This is a genomic window from Cuspidothrix issatschenkoi CHARLIE-1 (assembly GCF_002934005.1).
Classification (GTDB): Bacteria; Cyanobacteriota; Cyanobacteriia; order Cyanobacteriales; family Nostocaceae; genus Cuspidothrix; species Cuspidothrix issatschenkoi.
This window is the reverse complement of the sequence record NZ_PGEM01000013.1, coordinates 24,329-42,429: the sequence shown is the minus strand read 5'-3', so window position 1 is coordinate 42,429 and position 18,101 is coordinate 24,329. Positions and strand designations below refer to the sequence as shown.

The following is an 18,101-nucleotide window of genomic DNA, read 5'->3' as shown; positions in this document are numbered from 1 at the left end:
TCAAACCCTTACTAGGAGAGTTATTCGTGGGATAGAACGAAAGAATCAGGGTTTCAGCCATTGTGTCTATCCCACGAATGGTATCATGGTGTTACTTTTCCCAAACCATAGGGCGGTAAACTTCCACCTCACCCATCAAACAAGCAATGTATTCTCGCACCTGTAACTCAATACAGCGACGATAAACAACCTTATAACCCGTGTGGGGATGGGTGACTTCAGTTTGTAACTTTTCTTCCCAATGCTTGAGAAACTTCTTCAAAGCATCTGGATGTAAGTATACACCACCACGTTCATCAGGAGGAGTAAAATCTTCTGGAGTTAAAATCTTTTTATTCACCAAATAACTCACAAAAGAATCAACCACTTGGGCGCGAAATTCCTCCATTAAATCAGATACCAAAGCAGGATGATTATCACGGGGAACGTGCAAATTACCAAAGTGAGTATGCAAACCTACAGCTTGGACAAAGGAATAAACTTGCTGACTTAATAAAGTATAACCCAAACTGAGCAAACTATTAATTGGGTCAGTGGGTGGACGTTTAGTAACTTGGTCAAGAATGCGATTAGCTTGTAACCAACTTTCACAAGCAATAGCAAAATCATCACCATAACGAACCAAGTTAATCCCATGACTCAGACATAAACGGTCAAATTCCGTCAGGTAAAGATTAGCCAAAGCCCCAGATAAAACTGCACCTTGTAAAACTCCTTTGCCAGAAAAAATGGTTTTACCAGCTACCACAACACCAGCTTAAAAGTAAGTAGGCAACGGAATGAACACGCTAAGAGAATAGCGCGCAACGTATGCAAGTCTAACGACTTAGTAGCCTACGAAGATTTAAGGGTTGTAAATATGGTAAAAAATCATTGTCTAGCAAAATCAATTAGTGATGCTAGTTGGTATTTGTTCAGGCAATGGATTGAATATTTTGCGGTTAAATTTGACAAAGTTGCTATAGCTGTAGCACCACATTACACTTCTCAAAAGTGTTCTAGTTGTGGCGTAATTGTCAAAAAGTCTCTATCAACTCCTACCCATAAATGTAGTTGTGGGTGCGAGTTGCACAGAGATACAAATGCAGCAATTAATATTTTAAATCTGGCAAAAGCTCTGGAGTTGAGCGAAGTCGAAACTAGGGGAGGGCATCCCCAAAGTAAGGCTACAGGAGTTGAAGCCTCTACTCTACTTGGTGAGCCAGCGCGGTCTTGGGGGTTTCCCCCATGAGTGACTGGCGAACCCGTAAGGGTGCAAACCTGGAAAAGCCAAGTTTTGACGATGAATGTATAATCCCCGCGTCTTTAGACCGGGGAGTGTCAACTTCAATGAAAATGGTAGTTTGCACAATCAACAGCTTTGATCAAGATGTGACTATGGTAGCTGGTTTAATGCCTCCCGCAATTACGGTGATTCGTCCTCAAGGATATCTTAAGGATGGAAAAGCCCAGAAATTTGAAAGAAATATGATCTGACGTAATTTTCGCACAGCAATGGTTTCACTTTTGCTTCTTGCCTTCTGCTATAACTAGCCACTTAGGTTATTACCTGCTATAATGCTAATCTTGGAGGTATTTAGCTCTAAATTTAAGGTAGCTAGAAGATAGCAAAGTGGCTGTTTCAGTTGAACAATTAATCACATCGGATATATTAAAACCTGCCCGTTACCTGGGTAATGAGCGTTTAGCAGTTCATAAACCATGGGATAGGGCAACAATTCGCTGGGTTTTGACATATCCAGAAGTATATGAAGTTGGAGCATCAAATTTAGGGCATATCATATTATACAATATTCTGAATGCCCAGCCTCGACAGTTATGCGATCGCGCATACTTACCAGGAGCAGATTTAGCCGCCAAACTCCGTAGCACCCAGATACCTCTGTTTGCTGTAGAATCCAAACGGTCATTAACAGAATTTGATATTTTAGGCTTTAGCCTCAGTTATGAATTAGGATGTACTAACATTTTAGAAATGTTAGATTTAGCAGGAATTCCTCTCACAAGTGCCGAAAGACAAAACGGTAACTATCCCCTAATTTTTGCCGGCGGACAAACAGCAACATCTAACCCCGAACCCTATACAGACTTTTTCGACTTCATAGTTTTGGGTGATGGTGAGGAACTACTGCCCGAAATTGGTTTAGTTTTGGAAGAAGGGAAAAAATCAGACTTGCATCGAGAAGAACTATTATTGGACTTGGCGCAAATTCCTGGTGTATATGTGCCACAGTTTTATGAAATGGGTGCAGGTGGGGCAGTCTATCCCCTCCGTCCAGATGTCCCCAAAAAGATTCTCCGTCGTGTAGCCACACCCATTCCCGCCTATTCTATTGGGTTAGTACCCTACGTAGAAACAGTTCACGATCGCTTAACCATTGAAATTCGTCGAGGTTGTACCCGTGGTTGTCGCTTTTGTCAACCTGGAATGCTGACTAGACCTGCACGGGATGTGGAACCAGAAAAAGTGATAGAAGCGATCGAAAAAGGAATGCGGGAAACGGGTTACAATGAGTTTTCCCTGTTATCCTTGAGTTGTTCCGACTATTTAGCTCTGCCAGCAGTGGGAATGGAAATTAAAAATCGGTTAAAAAATGATAATATTTCCCTCACCTTACCCAGTCAAAGAGTAGATAGGTTTGATGAAAATATCGCCAACATCTTGGGAGGAACGCGCCAAGGCGGATTAACCTTTGCCCCAGAAGCAGGTACTCAACGGATGCGGGATATTATCAATAAAGGTTTAACCAATGAAGAATTATTACGGGGTGTAAAAACAGCTTGGGAACAAGGCTGGGATAAAATCAAACTCTACTTTATGATTGGTTTACCCGGTGAAACAGATGCCGATGTCTTGGGTATTGCGGAAACCATCAGCTGGTTAAAACAAGAATGTTGGGCTAAGGGTAGAAAAGCTATCAATTTTACACTGACCATTTCTAACTTTACCCCTAAACCCCATACCCCTTTTCAATGGCATTCAGTTTCTACAACGGAGTTTGCCAGAAAACAGGCACTACTGCGCCAAGAATTTCGCAAAATGCGGAATGTGAAAGTAAACTTCACGGATTTTCGTATCTCCGCCATGGAAGACTTTATTGGTAGAGGCGATCGCACTTTGGGGAAAGTGTTACGCAGAGCATGGGAACTGGGTGCAGGGATGGATGCCTGGTTTGATAATGTGGAAACAGCCTTTACAGCTTGGGGAACAGCCATCGCCCAAGCCGGTCTAGACTGGAAATATCGTCAAGTCGAAAATGGCGAATGGAATCTATTTGCCCTCAGCAACAAAGAACAAGAAACCATCTCACCTCTAGATATTCCCTTGCCTTGGGATCATATTGATACTGGCATAGATAAAAAGTGGCTACAGGACGATCTTAAACGCGCTCTAGAAGCTGCAACTATTCCCGACTGCTCTTTTGAAGGTTGTTCTCATTGTGGAGTCTGTGGGACTGATTTCGGTCATAATATTGTCATTGCACCACCGTCTATTCCCAACTTTGCCGGTGATTTTGTCCCTAACACGACCAAAACCCAAAGATTGCGAGTATGGTTTGGTAAACAAGGGGATATGTCCTTAGTCAGTCACTTGGATCTGATGCGGTTGTTTGATCGCGTCATCCGTCGTGCAGGTTTACCTATCACCTTCACAGGTGGTTTTCATCCTGGTCCACGGATTTCTCTCGCCAGTGCCTTGGCTTTAGGTGCTACCAGTAATGGGGAAATTGCTGATTTTGAATTCACTCAACCCATTGATGTGGAAACTTTTCATACTCAATTAGTAAACCAACTACCTACTGACATTCCTGTATATAATGTGGTAGAAATAGATATCAAATCTCCATCTGCTAACCAATCTCTGGAGGCGGCGGAGTATTTACTCACGGTATCTACATCCCAAACTGAGGTACAACTGACACAATGGCAAAGTTGGATTGAGACTATTACACATCGAGAGGAGATTTTGTCAGCACATACCACTAAGTCCGGCAAGCAGGAATTAATAAATCTGCGCGATCGCTTGTGGGAAATAGAACTGATATCCCCATCTAGCCGTGAATCAGATTCAACAGCCGTGTTGCGTTACTTGGGTAGCTGTCGCCCTAACGGTGTGATCTTGCGTCCTGAGCAAATCCTGTCTATGTTGACAATAGTTGCTAATCAAGAATTTCACCTCTTGCACATCCACCGCAGCCGTCTATTAATCGCCTAACTTGCTAATACAGCACTTCCACCGTCAATCCAAGACTATATGTGGTAGTTGCTCAAAATTAGCAGCTTGTGGCAATTGATTTTTAGCAAGGTTGCGTTAAAATGACAATTAAGAGAAATTTTCTGGCATCGCATTGCATGAATTGATTCACTAACCTCGTACTCGCAGGACTGCAACTTCTAAAATTGTGTCCCAGAAAAAATTTGGTACTGATTACAAATCTCTCTCTTTAACTACCTCGTGAATCAATCATCATCAAGAGCTTGCCTTTTGCTTCTCAATACCGAAGATCAGCAGAGCTATCAGAAGTTTGTATAAAGTTTGTGCCATTTAGGCATAATTAACTTTACTGATGACAAGTTAGCTAACTAGCAGATATCTACGGATATCCAAAGTTTAGATAGCAGCGTATAGTATGGGAAATTAACCAAGGTGGGTTAATTTAAGTTCTTAAACTATATGCAACTATTCACTAATAATCTCGCGTAAAAGCGCAACTACAGTATCATTAGCTCTCTAAATCCCAGCAGAGCTACTCAAATGGGAAATTTTTATTACTCGTAGCACCTTGTAGCAGCAACTGTAGGCAAACAGGATAACAGAGAACTTCCTTGTAATTACCATCGGTGCTGCCAGTTTTTGAGGAAATTGAATGCCAAAACAAATTATCATCGCGGAGCAGCATCAAATTGCTGCCGTATTTTCTGAAGATCAAATACAAGAACTCGTCGTCGCTACGGGTCATCATCAAATTGGTGATATATATCTAGGTGTAGTAGAAAATGTCTTACCTGGGATAGATGCGGCTTTTGTCAATATTGGCGATCCAGAACGCAACGGTTTTATTCACGTCACTGATTTAGGACCATTGCGGCTTAAACGTAGTGCAGCAGCAATTACGGAACTGCTGACACCACAACAAAAAACATTAGTGCAGGTGATGAAAGAGCCAACAGGAACAAAAGGACCTAGGCTCACTGGTAACATTACCTTACCAGGACGTTATGTAGTGCTGATGCCCTACGGTAAAGGTGTTAACCTATCAAGACGGATTAAGAACGAAAATGAGCGTAATCGTCTCAGAGCATTAGCAATTTTAATTAAACCAGCAGGTATGGGCTTGTTGGTACGAACAGAGGCAGAAGGCAAACCAGAAGAAGCAATTATTGAAGATTTAGAAGTGCTGCAAAAGCAGTGGGAAATTGTCCAGCAAGAAGCTGTATCATCTCGTGCGCCAGCCTTGCTAAATCGGGATGATGACTTTATCCAGCGCGTCCTCAGAGATATGTATGGTAGTGATGTGAATCGCATAGTGGTTGATTCTAGCACTGGCTTAAAACGGGTGAAACAATATCTACAAAACTGGAGTGGTGGCCAAACACCCCAAGGATTGTTAATTGATCATCATCGCGATCGCTCACCAATTTTAGAATACTTCCGCATCAATGCCGCCATCCGCGAAGCCCTCAGACCCAGAGTAGACTTACCATCTGGTGGCTATATCATCATCCAACCCACGGAAGCCCTAACAGTCATAGATGTTAACTCCGGTTCGTTCACCCGTTCTGCTACAGCTAGAGAAACCGTACTTTGGACAAACTGCGAAGCAGCAACAGAAATTGCTCGTCAGTTACGTTTGCGGAATATTGCCGGTGTGATCGTAGTTGATTTCATTGATATGGAATCTCGACGTGATCAAATGCAAGTCTTGGAACATTTTAACAAAGCTCTTAAAGCCGATAAAGCCCGTCCCCAAATTGCCCAACTCACAGAACTCGGTTTAGTGGAACTTACCCGCAAACGTCAGGGACAAAACATTTATGAATTATTTGGCGAACCCTGTGCAGCTTGTGGTGGTTTAGGGCATAATGTCAGATTACCGGGAGAACCAGAAAACCGTTTACCCATTCCCACAGCGGACATCTCAGAGCGGTTTGTACCCATGCCGCAAAAAGAACCACGTCCAGTCACCCGCATACCTGATAGCGGTAGCATTCCCCCAGTAATGCCGCGAGATTCCTATGATGGCTTTGGTGATAGCTTTGAGACCGAACCGGAATTTAATTCCCTACATCTAATTAATCATCCTAGTTATCAGGAATTAAATGATAGCAAGCGACGCACCCGTACCCGTCGCAGTCGCATAGGTATTAATGGAGCAAGCGGTAAAGACGAACCCCGGTTAGTTAATAATCCTCTCGGTTTTATTAATGATTTAGATTTAGACGCAGAAGAAACTGAATTACCAATATCAGAAATATCTCCACCTACTATTAATAAATCTGGTTGGACAGAAAGACCAGAACGGGCAAAGGTGAAACTAGAACCGATTAAGGTAGAACCTCCAGAAGTTATTAATGTCGAAATGTCAGCACAAGAACAAGATACTTATGCAGAAATGGGAATTTCTCCCCTACTCAAGTTAGATCGAGAAGGAAAAAGCACAAGATCAGTAATTATTAATGTTGTGCAACCGGGAGAATTACCGCCTGAATCAATTCCATCTAGTCTCGAACCAATTATTAGTGCAAAAACAACTCCTGATATTATCAGTATTACACCCGCAACACCAACATTTTCCCCGGAACCAGAATCTAGTTTCCCACCATTAACAATAGTCCCAGAATTAACAGTTGTTACCCAAGAAACAGAAACAGAAAAAACAACAGAAACGGAAATAGAAACAAATATTAGTTCTGCATCTGTACCTAATCGTCGTCGTCGTCGTCGTTCATCAGCTTTAGATGGGGATAGTTTTAGCCAAGATTGAAGTTAAGACAATTTTGGATTTTGGACTGTGATTTTAATGATTTTAAGGATTAATCATCTAAATCAAACCAATCAAAAAAATCATAGTTCAGACGTTTCACCAGATTCATTGATCATCTAAATCAAACCAATCAAAAAAATTAGTTCAGACATGGGAGAAATGAAACCAGCACCCCAGAATAGTTCTAGTTGGTTAGAGTTTTCTACCTACTCAGATATTCAGGGTGCGGTTGTGGGTGTAGATGAGGTAGGAAGAGGGGCTTTATTTGGTCCTGTGGTAGCAGCAGCAGTGATATTGCCAGTAGAGGCTTTATCTCTACTGATGCTAGATAATATCAACGACAGCAAAAAATTATCTAGTTCTCGCAGAACTAAACTAGCTGGAAAAATTATGAATCTAGCTTTAGACTGGAGAATTGGTTATGCTACAACTGCGGAAATAGATGAGTTGAATATTTTACAGGCAACTCTCTTAGCAATGAAACGTGCTGTTTTGAAGTTGCAGGTAACACCTAAACTGTGTTTAATTGATGGTAATCAATTAGTCAAGAACTTGCCCATACCACAGGAAACAATTGTGAAAGGTGATGAGCGATCGCTTAATATTGCCGCAGCCAGTATCATAGCCAAAGTTTGGCGGGATGATCTGGTGCAACGTTTAGCATTAAAATATCCTATCTATGATATAGAAAAGAATAAAGGTTATGGAAGCCAGCGGCATTTGCTGGCTCTCCAAAAACATGGGCCTTCTCCTTTACATCGTCGCTCTTTCCGTCCTTGCCAAACACAGGGAGAGGAACAGGGGAGAAAATTAATTCTGTCTCCTTAACTACTGAACTCCTGAATTCTTAATATTTTGGATTCCCATTTCTTGAGTACAATCTGAAACTACTCAAAATTTAACATTGGTAATTCAGGAATGTGATTATCTGTATTTTGAGTTTGAGAAGTTACCCAATGACGATAATCTGCCAAAAGGTGATGTAACAATCTTTGCTTAATAGTCAACAACACACTTTTGAGTAATCCATTACCCGTAGTTTCTAAAATTGATTTGGGTGTAAAGGAAAATGGTTGAGGTATATCTACCAAAACTTCTAAATCAGCTTTTCCTTGGAGGTGCATCCCACTACTGAGTTGAACTGGTGAAAGATAGCCTTTTAAATTTAGGGCAAAACGTTGGTTAATATACTCAAAACCAAGAATTTCACAACCGAGCGATCGCAAATAAATCGTTCCACCCGTATCCGCCCAAACTCTCATGTCCACAGTCGGCTGAATACTCAGTGACATAAAAGACAAAGGACGCATTTTCAATCGAAATACCTCCTCAGACAACTGCTGAATTCGGGAATTGTCAGCTAGGGCATTTACTAAACGTTGGGGTTGACGTAAGTAATGGTGAATAGGAATAGATTGCTTGGGAACGGAAATTTCCACCGATTGACAGGCAATAAACTTGGTAACCATGAGCAAATTAAACCATTTGTTTTTTAATTGTAATATCTTTTAACAATCTTCTTTAAATTGTAAAAAATTAAGTTATTAACTAATTATTGGCCAAGACCGTCAAATTTAAAAGTATGACTCTCAAAATTGCCCATCTAGGACCGCCTGGGACCTATAGCGAACAAGCGGCTCTTTCTTATCTCACCTGGTTAAACAACCATCAAGAAATTACTAATCTAAAAAGTTTTGAACTCTGCCCCTATCCTACCATATCTCAATCATTACAAGCTGTAGCTAAATCAGAAGCAGCCATAGCTGTTGTTCCCGTGGAAAATTCCATTGAAGGCAGTGTCAACATGACATTAGATACCTTATGGCAACTCGATAATTTGAAAATTCACCTAGCTTTAATTCTACCAATTCAGCATACATTAATATCTTTTGCTAAAAGTTTAGATAGCATTAAAAATGTCTATTCTCATCCCCAAGCTTTAGCTCAGTGTCAAGGATGGATATCACAATTATTACCAAATGTTAAGGTAACTCCTAGTAACTCTACCACTGAAGCATTACAGAGATTAGAACAGGAAACAACAACGGCAGCTATTTCCTCCAGTCGGGCGGCACAATTGTATAATTTACCGATTCTTGCCAGTGGAATTAATGATTATCCAGAAAATTGTACTCGGTTTTGGGTGGTAAGGTCAGAAGAAAATAATATCAGTGCTTGTACTCATACATCGTTAGCCTTTAGCGCACCAGCTAACGTTCCAGGCGCGTTAGTTAAAGCATTACAAGTATTCGCCCACTTAGGTATTAACCTCAGTCGTATTGAATCCCGTCCTACAAAACGTTCTTTAGGAGAATATTTATTTTATTTGGACATAGAAGCGGATGTGAATGCACAGATCATGATATCTGCTTTAGAAGAGTTACAAAATTATACAGAAGTCTTGAAAATCTTCGGCAGTTATAGTGTTGTGACAATTAGCGAGAGTTAGTTGATGGTTATAGCAGGAGGGAAAGTCGAGACAGAAAATAAAGCTCCTTCTTCCTTCTTCGTGACTCGGTGACTCCTGACTCGGTGACTCCTGACTCCTGACTACAGTTGTCTTATGACAAATATTGGTGTTAGGTTAAGCGACAGCGCAACCCAACCTTGTATAACTTACAACTCAAACCAGGCTGAATTTAATATTTACCTGTAAATACCCGTTCAGCAGTTCCTGTCATGTAAATCCGGTTGTCAACTGCTGACCATTCGATTTCTAGGGGTCCACCGGGTAATTCTATAATAGCTGTGCGATCGCATTTACCATTCAATACACCTGCTACTAAGGATGCACAAGCACCTGTACCACAAGCGAGGGTAATTCCTGCTCCCCGTTCCCAAACACGCATTTTCAAATAGTTACGATTTACTACCTGAATAAATTCCGTATTGGTTTTTTTAGGAAATACGGGATGACTTTCAAATTGGGGGCCAATACCTTCTAAATTAATCGCCGCAACATCTTCCACAAAGGTGATACAGTGGGGATTGCCCATGCTTACACAGGTAACATCCCAAGTTTTTTCGGCTACTTCTAAGGGTTGATTAATGACTTGTGAGTCCCTAGATGTGATAGTGGTGGGAATTTCTCCCGCTAATAATCGGGGTTCACCCATATCTACTTTGACTTGACCATCATCTGTGAGTTGGGGTGTAATCACACCTGCTAAGGTATGAATATGATATTTATCTTTGGTGCGAGAAATACCTTCCAACTCCGTCAAAAATACCGCTAAACAGCGAATCCCATTCCCACACATTTCCGGTTCTGAACCATCGGAGTTAAAAATTCGCATGGTGTAATCCGTGCCATTTTGTCCAGGAAGTGCGAAAATAACACCATCTGCTCCGATGCCAAAATGGCGATCGCACCACTGTACCGCTTTCTCTGGTGTCAATACTGGTGTCAATGAGGAACGGTTATCAATGAGAATAAAATCATTACCGAGTCCGTGATACTTAGTAAATTCGATTGCCATTTTGTCTTGTGGAAATAATTTATCAAAGATTCATTAATTTTATTCAAAAACTGGGGAATTAGTCATTTTTTAATAAGCAATCACAAATCATCAAGTAGCAATCAACCAACTATGATAACTAATCAATTTGATACGTCACTACCTAGCATCCGCCAAGTGCAAAGGTGTGTTAAAGACAAAATCACAGTCGAATTCCGGTTAATAACTGGTGATTTAATCACTGGTAGGATCTTTTGGCAAGACCACAATTGCATAAGTGTTTTAGATGGCAACAATGAGCAAATTACAGTTTGGAGACAGGCGATCGCCTATATGAAACCTTTGGATGATAGGGTAGCGTAAAGAGGGGTTAATCCTCCAAAATGCCAATGATACAGCATATTTCATTCAAATGAGGTACAACCATAATCAAACTTTTGTGGTGCGGGCATCTTGCCCGCAAAATGTGTACCTCATACCTTCGCAAACTGCTGTAATTTTTAATTCCGTCCTGCGGTACTAACTACTTAATAGTGATTTTACCCTCTGCAAATTCGGTTAAAGCATTTAGTTCCTCGACTGATCCGACTACTAATAAGCGATCGCCTAAAAGTAATCTAGTCTGACTATTAGGATAATCAATTTCTTCCCCATCGGTGCGACGAATAGCCATTAAACTTACCCCGGTTAAATAACGCATATTCACCTCTTCTAAAGTCATACCAATTAAAGGGGAATCGGCTGGTAAATCATACCAACGACGATTGAGATCACGGGTGACTTTTTGTAAATATTGGGAAACTTCAGCCGGTGAACTTTGAGGGCGTAAATCTAAATAATGATCTTGGCGAATTTGCTGCATTTTCTGTTGTACCACTTCTGGTAACAAACCCACAGTAATTAATAGATGAGTAGCTATTTCTAAACTAGCTTCAAATTCTGGTTGCACTACCTCCTTTGCTCCCAATTGATAAAGAACTTCAATATTTTTATCTTGAGTAGCACGGACAACTGTATCTAATTCTGGACATACTTCCAAAGCCCGTTTTAAACATAGCCGAATACTAGCAGGATCGGGGAGGGTGATCGCCATTCCTTGAGCATGATTTACACCCGCAGTTTCTAATACATGAAGACTGACTGCATTACCATAAACATAAGGTATTCCTGCTTCCCTTAACTGTTGAATACGACTTTCTGATTGATCAATTACGACCACAGATAATTGATATTGCTGTAATAACTTCACCAAATTTTTACCCAGTCGGCCATAACCACAAACAACTACATGATTTTTCTGGGGTAAATCTTCAGAAAAATCACGGGATTGATCATCTACTAAGTAGGGTTTAAGCCAAGGCATAGATTCAGCGAAATCAAATAAAAATGGTACTAACCGCAAGATAAAAGGGGTTAACATCAGAGTAACTGCGGTAGTTCCTAAGATTAGTAAATATATCCGCCGAGAAACTAAACCTAAAGCTTGCCCTTCACTAGCAAGCACAAAGGAAAATTCCCCAATTTGTGATAATCCCAACCCGACAATTAAAGCTGTTTTTAAAGGGTAGCGAAATAACTTCACTAAAGGGGTAATAATTAAAAACTTGCCGATAAAAACCAAAGCTACTAATCCGAGAATTAATTCGAGATTTTGCCACAAAAACACCGGGTCAATTAACATCCCAATGGCAGCAAAAAATAAACTAGCAAATATATCACGCAATGGTTCAACAATACTCAAAGTTTCATCGGCATATTCCACTTCAGAAATCATTAAACCGGCGACAAATGCCCCCATTTCAATGGATAGTCCCAAAGATTCTGTAAATAGAGCAATTCCTAAACAGATGGTGACTACACCTAATAAAAATAATTCCTTGCTTTCCGTGCTGGCTAATAATCTTAATAAAGGGGGAATTAACCAAATACCAGCCACAACCGCACCAGCAGCAAATAAACCGATTTTCACCAATGCCATGACTACAGCGATACCAATGGCTTCTCCTGGTTCATGGAGGGCGGGTAGTACGGCTAACATTAATCCCAGTGCCAAGTCCTGGACGACCAAAATCCCCAGCATTACCTGTCCGTGGGGTGTTTCAGTTTCATTGCGTTCCATGAGGCATTTGAGAACCACGGCGGTGGAAGACAAGGACAAAATTGACCCCAAAAATACACCTTTAGCGGGTAAAGTTCCCCAAGCACCCGTGACACCGCAGACTAAGACGGTAATGATAATGGTGAGGATAATTTGTAAAGCCCCTCCTCCGAGAGCGATCGCTTTAACCTTTTTAAGTTCCGCTAGGGAAAATTCCACACCCAAGGCAAACAATAAAAAAGCTACCCCAAACTGAGCTAATGTTTCGACTTGAATCAGTTCTTTGATTAGTCTCAGTCCAGAGGGACCGACAACCATACCGCCGATGAGATATCCCAGCAAAACTGGTTGTTTTAACAATGCTGCTAGTAGTCCACCGCAAGCCGCAGCAGCAAACACTGCAACCAAATCAACAATTAATCGAAAATCTTCTTGCACCGGTTTTAATTAAGAACTATAAAGAACTATATAAATTCAGTCTACAAAGTTTTATCTATTTGTGATGAGGGTTGGGATACAAGAACCAGAAAATTTGGATGATGAATCAACAATATGGAGACGTTTCGGGGAACGTCTCTACGGGTCTATTTTAAAACTCGATGACCAATATCTCGACGATAATACATTTGATCAAATTGAATGTGTTGGATACCTGCATAAGCTTGAGCGATCGCTTGCTGGAAATCTGCACCCAAACCAGTCACATTTAACACTCTACCGCCATCCGTAACAATTTCTTGGGCTGCATTTAACTTTGTCCCAGCATGAAACACAATTGCACCGGCTGTTTCTGCTGCTGCAAAGCCAGTAATTACCTTACCCTTGGTATATGCTCCGGGATAACCACCAGAAGCCGCTACCACCGTGGCCGCCGCGCCTTGTTTCCAAGCAATGGGGGGCATATCTGCTAATCGCTGTTCTATACAAGCCAAGATTAAATCTTCTAAAGGTGTTTCTAGCATCGGTAAAATTACCTGGGTTTCTGGATCACCAAAGCGACAGTTAAATTCTAAAACTCGAAAATCGCCATCGGGTGTAATCATTAACCCGGCATACAAAATACCTCGGTAGTCAATCCCCCTAGATTTCAAGGCCGTGATAGTTCTTTCTAATACCTCTATTTGTACCCGTGCCATTAACTCTGGCGTGGCGATAGGCGTGGGAGCATAAGCACCCATACCTCCCGTATTTTCTCCTGTATCACCTTCGCCAACGCGCTTATGATCTTGAGCAGGTAATAACGGACGAATGGTTAAACCATCAGTTAAAGCTAAAACTGATACCTCTTGTCCTAGTAAACATTCTTCAATCACCACGGAACTACCAGCCGCACCAAACTGTCCTTGAAAAATTGCCTCAATTGCTTCTTCGGCTTGGGTAATAGTTTGGGCAACTGTAACACCTTTACCAGCAGCCAAACCATCGGCTTTAATTACAATGGGCGCACCTTCAGATTGAATATAAGCTTTTGCTGGTGCTGCCTCTGTAAATACCGCAGCTTTGGCAGTAGGAACTCCGGCTTCTGCCATTAATGCTTTAGCCCAAGCCTTACTTGCTTCTATCTGCGCCCCTTCTTTCCTGGGTCCAAATACCATTAAGCCTTGACTTTGCAGATAATCAGTAATTCCCTCCGCTAATGGTACTTCTGGACCAACTATGACTAGAGGAATATCATTATTTATCGCATATTTGCTAATACCTGCAAAGTCATCTACTGCTAAAGACAAATTTTGACAACCCTGCATACTTGCTGTACCCCCATTACCTGGAACACAAACAACTTGCTCAATTTTATCAGATTGCAGCAGTTTCCACGCTAGAGCGTGTTCCCGTCCCCCATTACCGATAACTAAAACTTTCACTTATTTCCTCATACGTTTCTTACTTTTACGAGAATATCTGAATATTAGGAATACTCGCAAATCAACCGCCTACTATACCAGAACTGATGGAAAATATCTCTCAAAACCTCTTGTCTTCGCGTTCTTCGTACCTTCGTGGTTTATTCTTTCGGGTTCTTTCGTAACTTGTGCATAATTCCTATATACCTCTTTTAGACACAGGACTTACGCAAAAAGAACCCACATCTTACGTAAGTCCTAAGACAATGAAACAAACATAAGTTAATATCTAATAGTTGCGAGTAATTATTTTCTCTCTAAAGTGATTAAATCTCATCATTTTTCGGCAATTTTGTCAGCTTCTCCAGCAGTTTTAAATTGGGATAAAAAAGACTTTATTGATGTTTTAAAAAATGCTGCTCATACTGCTAAATTAACAGTTGTTGGTGAACTTGGTGTAGAATTTGTACCTCAAGGAATTTCCACTATAGTTTTGTTAGCAGAATCTCATATAGCATTACACTTTTGGACAGAAACAGCAAAAGTAACAATTGATATTCACATTTGTGATTACCAAACAGATAACTTAGAAAAAGCGATATTTTTAACCAAAATCCTCAGTCAAGAAATTAGTAATGATGATAAATTGGGTAATTGGCATTATTTATCCATTAGTAATTAACTCTACCTTCGAGAGTTACAACTTAATACAATTCTTTTCTCTATGTACTCTGCACCTCTGCGGTTCGTTCAAAAATACATCCTCTAAAAACACCAAGCAATAAGAAAAGAAGCAGAAATATAAGCAAAAGCTTCAATTAAACCTGCACCCATATTTCTATCTTGAATAATTTCCCGTTCAGCATTAAAGCGACGCAGGATGAATTTATCTCCTACCCATGCACCAGCTAACATGAATAAAATTACAGTTGCACCATAGGTAACTAAATTGATGGCTTTATCTTGCCAATTTATAGAACTTTGTCCTAAAACACTTCCTAAACCAATCACAATTCCAAAATAATAGCCGACTAAAGCAATAGCAACAGCAGGATTATCTTTAACAAATAGTTCTAAATTCAATTCCATCTGCCGTCTAAATACTTTCTGATAGGCAAATTGTCCTACCCAAAATAATCCAAAACCGACTAACAATTCTATAATAATAATTCCCGCTTGAGTTAAAGCTGGGATGATCAAGTCATTCATTTTTATCTTCTATTAATGTTTGCAACAAATTAATTAAAGTATCAGCCAATTGATCATAAAAAAAGTAATCATGTGCGCCAATATTTTTTCTCACTTTACCTCCGAATTTACTTTTGAATTGAGAAAATTTAGTATAGGTATGATTAGATTCACTACTAAATCCATAGAAATCATAAAACTGACAACCTCGAATTTTCGCTCTTTGCATTGCTTCCCAATGTAAGCCATAACTAGCCATAACTTTTTTATGTAATAAGCTACTGCCACCATATAAATAAGTAGCATTTTTTCCACAATATACCACTAAAATTGCAGCTAATATTTCTCCTTTCCAGGTAGCTAAACCAATTTCTGCCATCTGCGCGGTAAATAATGTTTGGCAAAGATTAATAAAAAATCCATAGGGTTCAGCAAAGAACTTTTGACGCTGTGAAGTTTCCCAAAATAAATCATAAAATACAGGAATATTTTGGGAGTTATGACTAAATTCCATATTAACTTGATAGCGTTGACAAATGCGAATATTATACCGTCCTTTTGGCTTCATTGCGGCTAATATTTGTTCATGATTTGGGCGTAAGTCAATTAGTAAGGTTTCATTGGGTAATAAGTCAGCAGGAGCGCGAACAAATCCTTGAAGATAAGGCGGTTTTTCTTGCCAATTTGGTTCTATACGGAAAGCTATTCCTCCAAGGGTTTGGGCTAATTTTTCGGCTGTTTTTAAGATTAAATTCATCCCTGCTTCTGGGTTATTTTCTGGTAAAATCGGACTTCCAGGAGCAATTAATAAATTAGCTTTGTTGGTATGGGGATATAAATAGTAAATGCAACCACCGACTAAATGATTATTTAAAAATAAGCCATAGCGAAAGGTTTTGTATCCTTCTATTTCTTTAAAATTTGCCCAAGTCCAAGTTTGCATAAAGGAGCTAAATTGAGAATTATTGATCAATGTTTGCCAATTTTCTTGATCTTGTTTGGTTAATTCTCTGATTGTTAATTCTGTAATAATTGACTGTTGATTTTGCGAAATCATATAGGATTATGCTAAATATATTTATTTATTTTTTGAGCGAGAAAATATATTTTTTAACCACATTCCTCCAATAATTGTTAAGATAAATCCAATAAATTTATTATCACCACTAGAAGTAGTATAATCGTTATTACTAGAATCTGAATCTCCAGAATAGTAACCTTTCGCAAATACTGAATCAGGTGATACTAAGTTAGCCATTAATAATGTGACTGATAATAGGGTGATAAATTGAACAGTTTTTGGTGATAAATTGCTTAATGGTTGATGGGAATTGATTTTTTCTGCTAAATTTTTGAGTTCATTAGTGATGTGTGGAGGTAGTTCTTGCGCTCTTTGTAAGATAGTTTTTAATAAGCGTTGATAATCTATTTCTAGTAATAAATCTTGGATATGTGCTAACCATGATATTGCCATTTCTGGACTATGGTAGCGATGACGAACGGGGATATATTGGTTAATATCTACTGATGGGTTTTGTGCATCTAGTTGAGTGTAAATATTCTCTAACCAAAATTTAGCTACTGTTTCTAAATCTAGAGCGTTAATATTACCTACTTCTGTACTTGTTTCTTCGTTGATATCTAGGAAATTGATCAGTTCTTTTACTTCTGAATTTAATTCTATAGCAGAATTGTGTACCCGATTGAGTAAATAATAAAATAACTGTTTATTTTCTATGGTATTTACCATGCAACTATGCCGATTTCTAGCAATTTCTTCTGTAAAAATAAATGCCTGAATGATGTTTTTCGAGTTGAGATATTGCAGATGATCGGGGAGAGAAATTTCTTCTATTTCTTCTCTTTGAATTACCTGGGATGATGCTAAGAAAAATCCCCATTTGCCATAACCATGATCATGAAATGAGGGAATATCTACTTGTAAAGGTTTAGTAAATAAATCCGCAGATATTAAGGTTTGATATAAACACCAAAAACCCTCTGTATTATGATTAGGAGAAACTGCATTAATGGAAGTTAATCCACCCATAATCAGCACACGATTGATTTTTTGAAACCATTCCCGACTGTATATAGTGGTTTCTTCTGCTGTGTTGGGATAGGTAAAATCAGAAATAACTACATGATAATAATTTTCTGGAAGTCGGGAAATAAATGCAAATGCTTCTTGTGTGTAGATAGTGACTTTTTCTTGTTCTAAACTACCTTGATTATAAGGTTTAAATACTGTTTTTGCGAGTTCTAAAACTTCTGGATCATAATCTACTAAATCAATGTGTTTGACTTGGGGAAAAGCTAATATATCTCTAGCTGCTAATCCATCCCCACCACCACAAATTAAAACTCGTAAATCTGTGTCAGTAAATCTAGAAATTGCCAGTTTTATGGCAGGAATTACTAAATATTCATGATAAATTGCTTCATCTTGACTATGAAACTGTAATTCTCCATTGATATAAAAGGCAATATGATCATTTTCTCGGTCAATAAATAAAGAATTAGACATAAA

The 18,101-nt window shown here is 39.5% G+C and carries 14 protein-coding genes and 3 pseudogenes; 8 read left to right on the top strand and 9 right to left on the bottom strand.

The window, feature by feature from the left end; translation table 11 throughout:
* Positions 1 to 91: 91 nt before the first annotated feature.
* Positions 92 to 559 (bottom strand): annotated as a pseudogene (cas1, locus tag CUN59_RS01965) (CRISPR-associated endonuclease Cas1); the annotation flags it as partial.
* Between the two features lie 45 nt (positions 560 to 604).
* Positions 605 to 748, bottom strand: a pseudogene (locus CUN59_RS22575) (hypothetical protein); the annotation flags it as partial.
* Positions 749 to 751: 3 nt separating this feature from the next.
* Between CUN59_RS22575 and CUN59_RS01960 the strand changes: the two are divergent.
* The 5 genes and pseudogenes from CUN59_RS01960 to CUN59_RS01940 all read left to right on the top strand — a co-directional run.
* Positions 752 to 1,231 (top strand): annotated as a pseudogene (locus tag CUN59_RS01960) (RNA-guided endonuclease InsQ/TnpB family protein); the annotation flags it as partial.
* Entirely contained in the window at positions 1,228 to 1,476 is a 249-nt protein-coding gene (locus CUN59_RS01955; protein WP_104386257.1) for a hypothetical protein, read from the top strand. The pseudogene CUN59_RS01960 and the gene CUN59_RS01955, both read left to right, overlap by 4 nt.
* Before the next feature lie 136 nt (positions 1,477 to 1,612).
* The gene (locus CUN59_RS01950; RefSeq protein WP_104386256.1) at positions 1,613 to 4,216 is read left to right on the top strand and encodes a TIGR03960 family B12-binding radical SAM protein; all 2,604 of its coding nucleotides are present in this window, start codon (positions 1,613 to 1,615) and stop codon (positions 4,214 to 4,216) included.
* Between the two features lie 652 nt (positions 4,217 to 4,868).
* The gene (gene rne / locus CUN59_RS01945) at positions 4,869 to 6,986 is read left to right on the top strand and encodes a ribonuclease E (protein WP_104386255.1); all 2,118 of its coding nucleotides are present in this window, start codon (positions 4,869 to 4,871) and stop codon (positions 6,984 to 6,986) included.
* A gap of 150 nt (positions 6,987 to 7,136) precedes the next feature.
* A complete protein-coding gene (locus tag CUN59_RS01940; RefSeq protein WP_104386254.1) occupies positions 7,137 to 7,814 on the top strand; it encodes a ribonuclease HII in 678 nt (225 codons plus the stop codon).
* A gap of 59 nt (positions 7,815 to 7,873) precedes the next feature.
* Here CUN59_RS01940 and CUN59_RS01935 read toward each other — a convergent pair whose 3' ends face one another.
* Entirely contained in the window at positions 7,874 to 8,455 is a 582-nt protein-coding gene (locus tag CUN59_RS01935) for a DUF1997 domain-containing protein (protein WP_104386253.1), read from the bottom strand.
* 113 nt (positions 8,456 to 8,568) lie between these two features.
* Between CUN59_RS01935 and pheA the strand changes: the two genes are divergently transcribed.
* Positions 8,569 to 9,435: a prephenate dehydratase gene (gene pheA / locus CUN59_RS01930; protein WP_104386252.1), complete on the top strand. Its 867-nt coding sequence runs from the start codon at positions 8,569 to 8,571 to the stop codon at positions 9,433 to 9,435.
* 190 nt (positions 9,436 to 9,625) lie between these two features.
* On the opposite strand, the gene dapF is transcribed toward pheA, so the two are convergent.
* Positions 9,626 to 10,465 (bottom strand): diaminopimelate epimerase, encoded by an 840-nt coding sequence (gene dapF / locus CUN59_RS01925; protein WP_104386251.1) that lies wholly within the window; start codon positions 10,463 to 10,465, stop codon positions 9,626 to 9,628.
* A gap of 111 nt (positions 10,466 to 10,576) precedes the next feature.
* On the opposite strand from dapF, the gene CUN59_RS01920 reads away from it, so the two are divergent.
* Positions 10,577 to 10,807 (top strand): Hfq-related RNA-binding protein, encoded by a 231-nt coding sequence (locus CUN59_RS01920; protein ID WP_104386250.1) that lies wholly within the window; start codon positions 10,577 to 10,579, stop codon positions 10,805 to 10,807.
* Positions 10,808 to 10,967: 160 nt separating this feature from the next.
* On the opposite strand, the gene CUN59_RS01915 is transcribed toward CUN59_RS01920, so the two are convergent.
* Together CUN59_RS01915 and purD are read right to left on the bottom strand one after the other, a co-directional pair.
* Positions 10,968 to 12,980, bottom strand: coding sequence for a monovalent cation:proton antiporter family protein (locus CUN59_RS01915; protein ID WP_104386249.1), 2,013 nt, complete (start codon positions 12,978 to 12,980; stop codon positions 10,968 to 10,970).
* 146 nt (positions 12,981 to 13,126) lie between these two features.
* On the bottom strand, positions 13,127 to 14,404 hold the full coding sequence (purD, locus tag CUN59_RS01910; protein ID WP_104386248.1) for a phosphoribosylamine--glycine ligase: 1,278 nt from the start codon (positions 14,402 to 14,404) through the stop codon (positions 13,127 to 13,129).
* A 301-nt stretch (positions 14,405 to 14,705) separates the two neighbouring features.
* On the opposite strand from purD, the gene speD reads away from it, so the two are divergent.
* Positions 14,706 to 15,065, top strand: coding sequence for an S-adenosylmethionine decarboxylase (gene speD / locus CUN59_RS01905; protein WP_104386247.1), 360 nt, complete (start codon positions 14,706 to 14,708; stop codon positions 15,063 to 15,065).
* A gap of 83 nt (positions 15,066 to 15,148) precedes the next feature.
* Here the strand turns inward: speD and CUN59_RS01900 are convergent, their stop codons facing one another.
* The 3 genes from CUN59_RS01900 to CUN59_RS01890 are packed head-to-tail and all read right to left on the bottom strand — an operon-like array spanning position 15,149 to position 18,098.
* Positions 15,149 to 15,592, bottom strand: a complete 444-nt coding sequence (locus CUN59_RS01900) for a DUF350 domain-containing protein (protein ID WP_104386246.1) — start codon at positions 15,590 to 15,592, stop codon at positions 15,149 to 15,151.
* Complete coding sequence (locus CUN59_RS01895) at positions 15,585 to 16,628, bottom strand: lipid II:glycine glycyltransferase FemX (protein ID WP_104386245.1); 1,044 nt, start codon at positions 16,626 to 16,628, stop codon at positions 15,585 to 15,587. The genes CUN59_RS01900 and CUN59_RS01895 overlap by 8 nt, the downstream gene beginning before the upstream one ends.
* A gap of 21 nt (positions 16,629 to 16,649) precedes the next feature.
* Complete coding sequence (locus tag CUN59_RS01890; RefSeq protein ID WP_104386244.1) at positions 16,650 to 18,098, bottom strand: spermine/spermidine synthase domain-containing protein; 1,449 nt, start codon at positions 18,096 to 18,098, stop codon at positions 16,650 to 16,652.
* Positions 18,099 to 18,101: the final 3 nt, after the last annotated feature.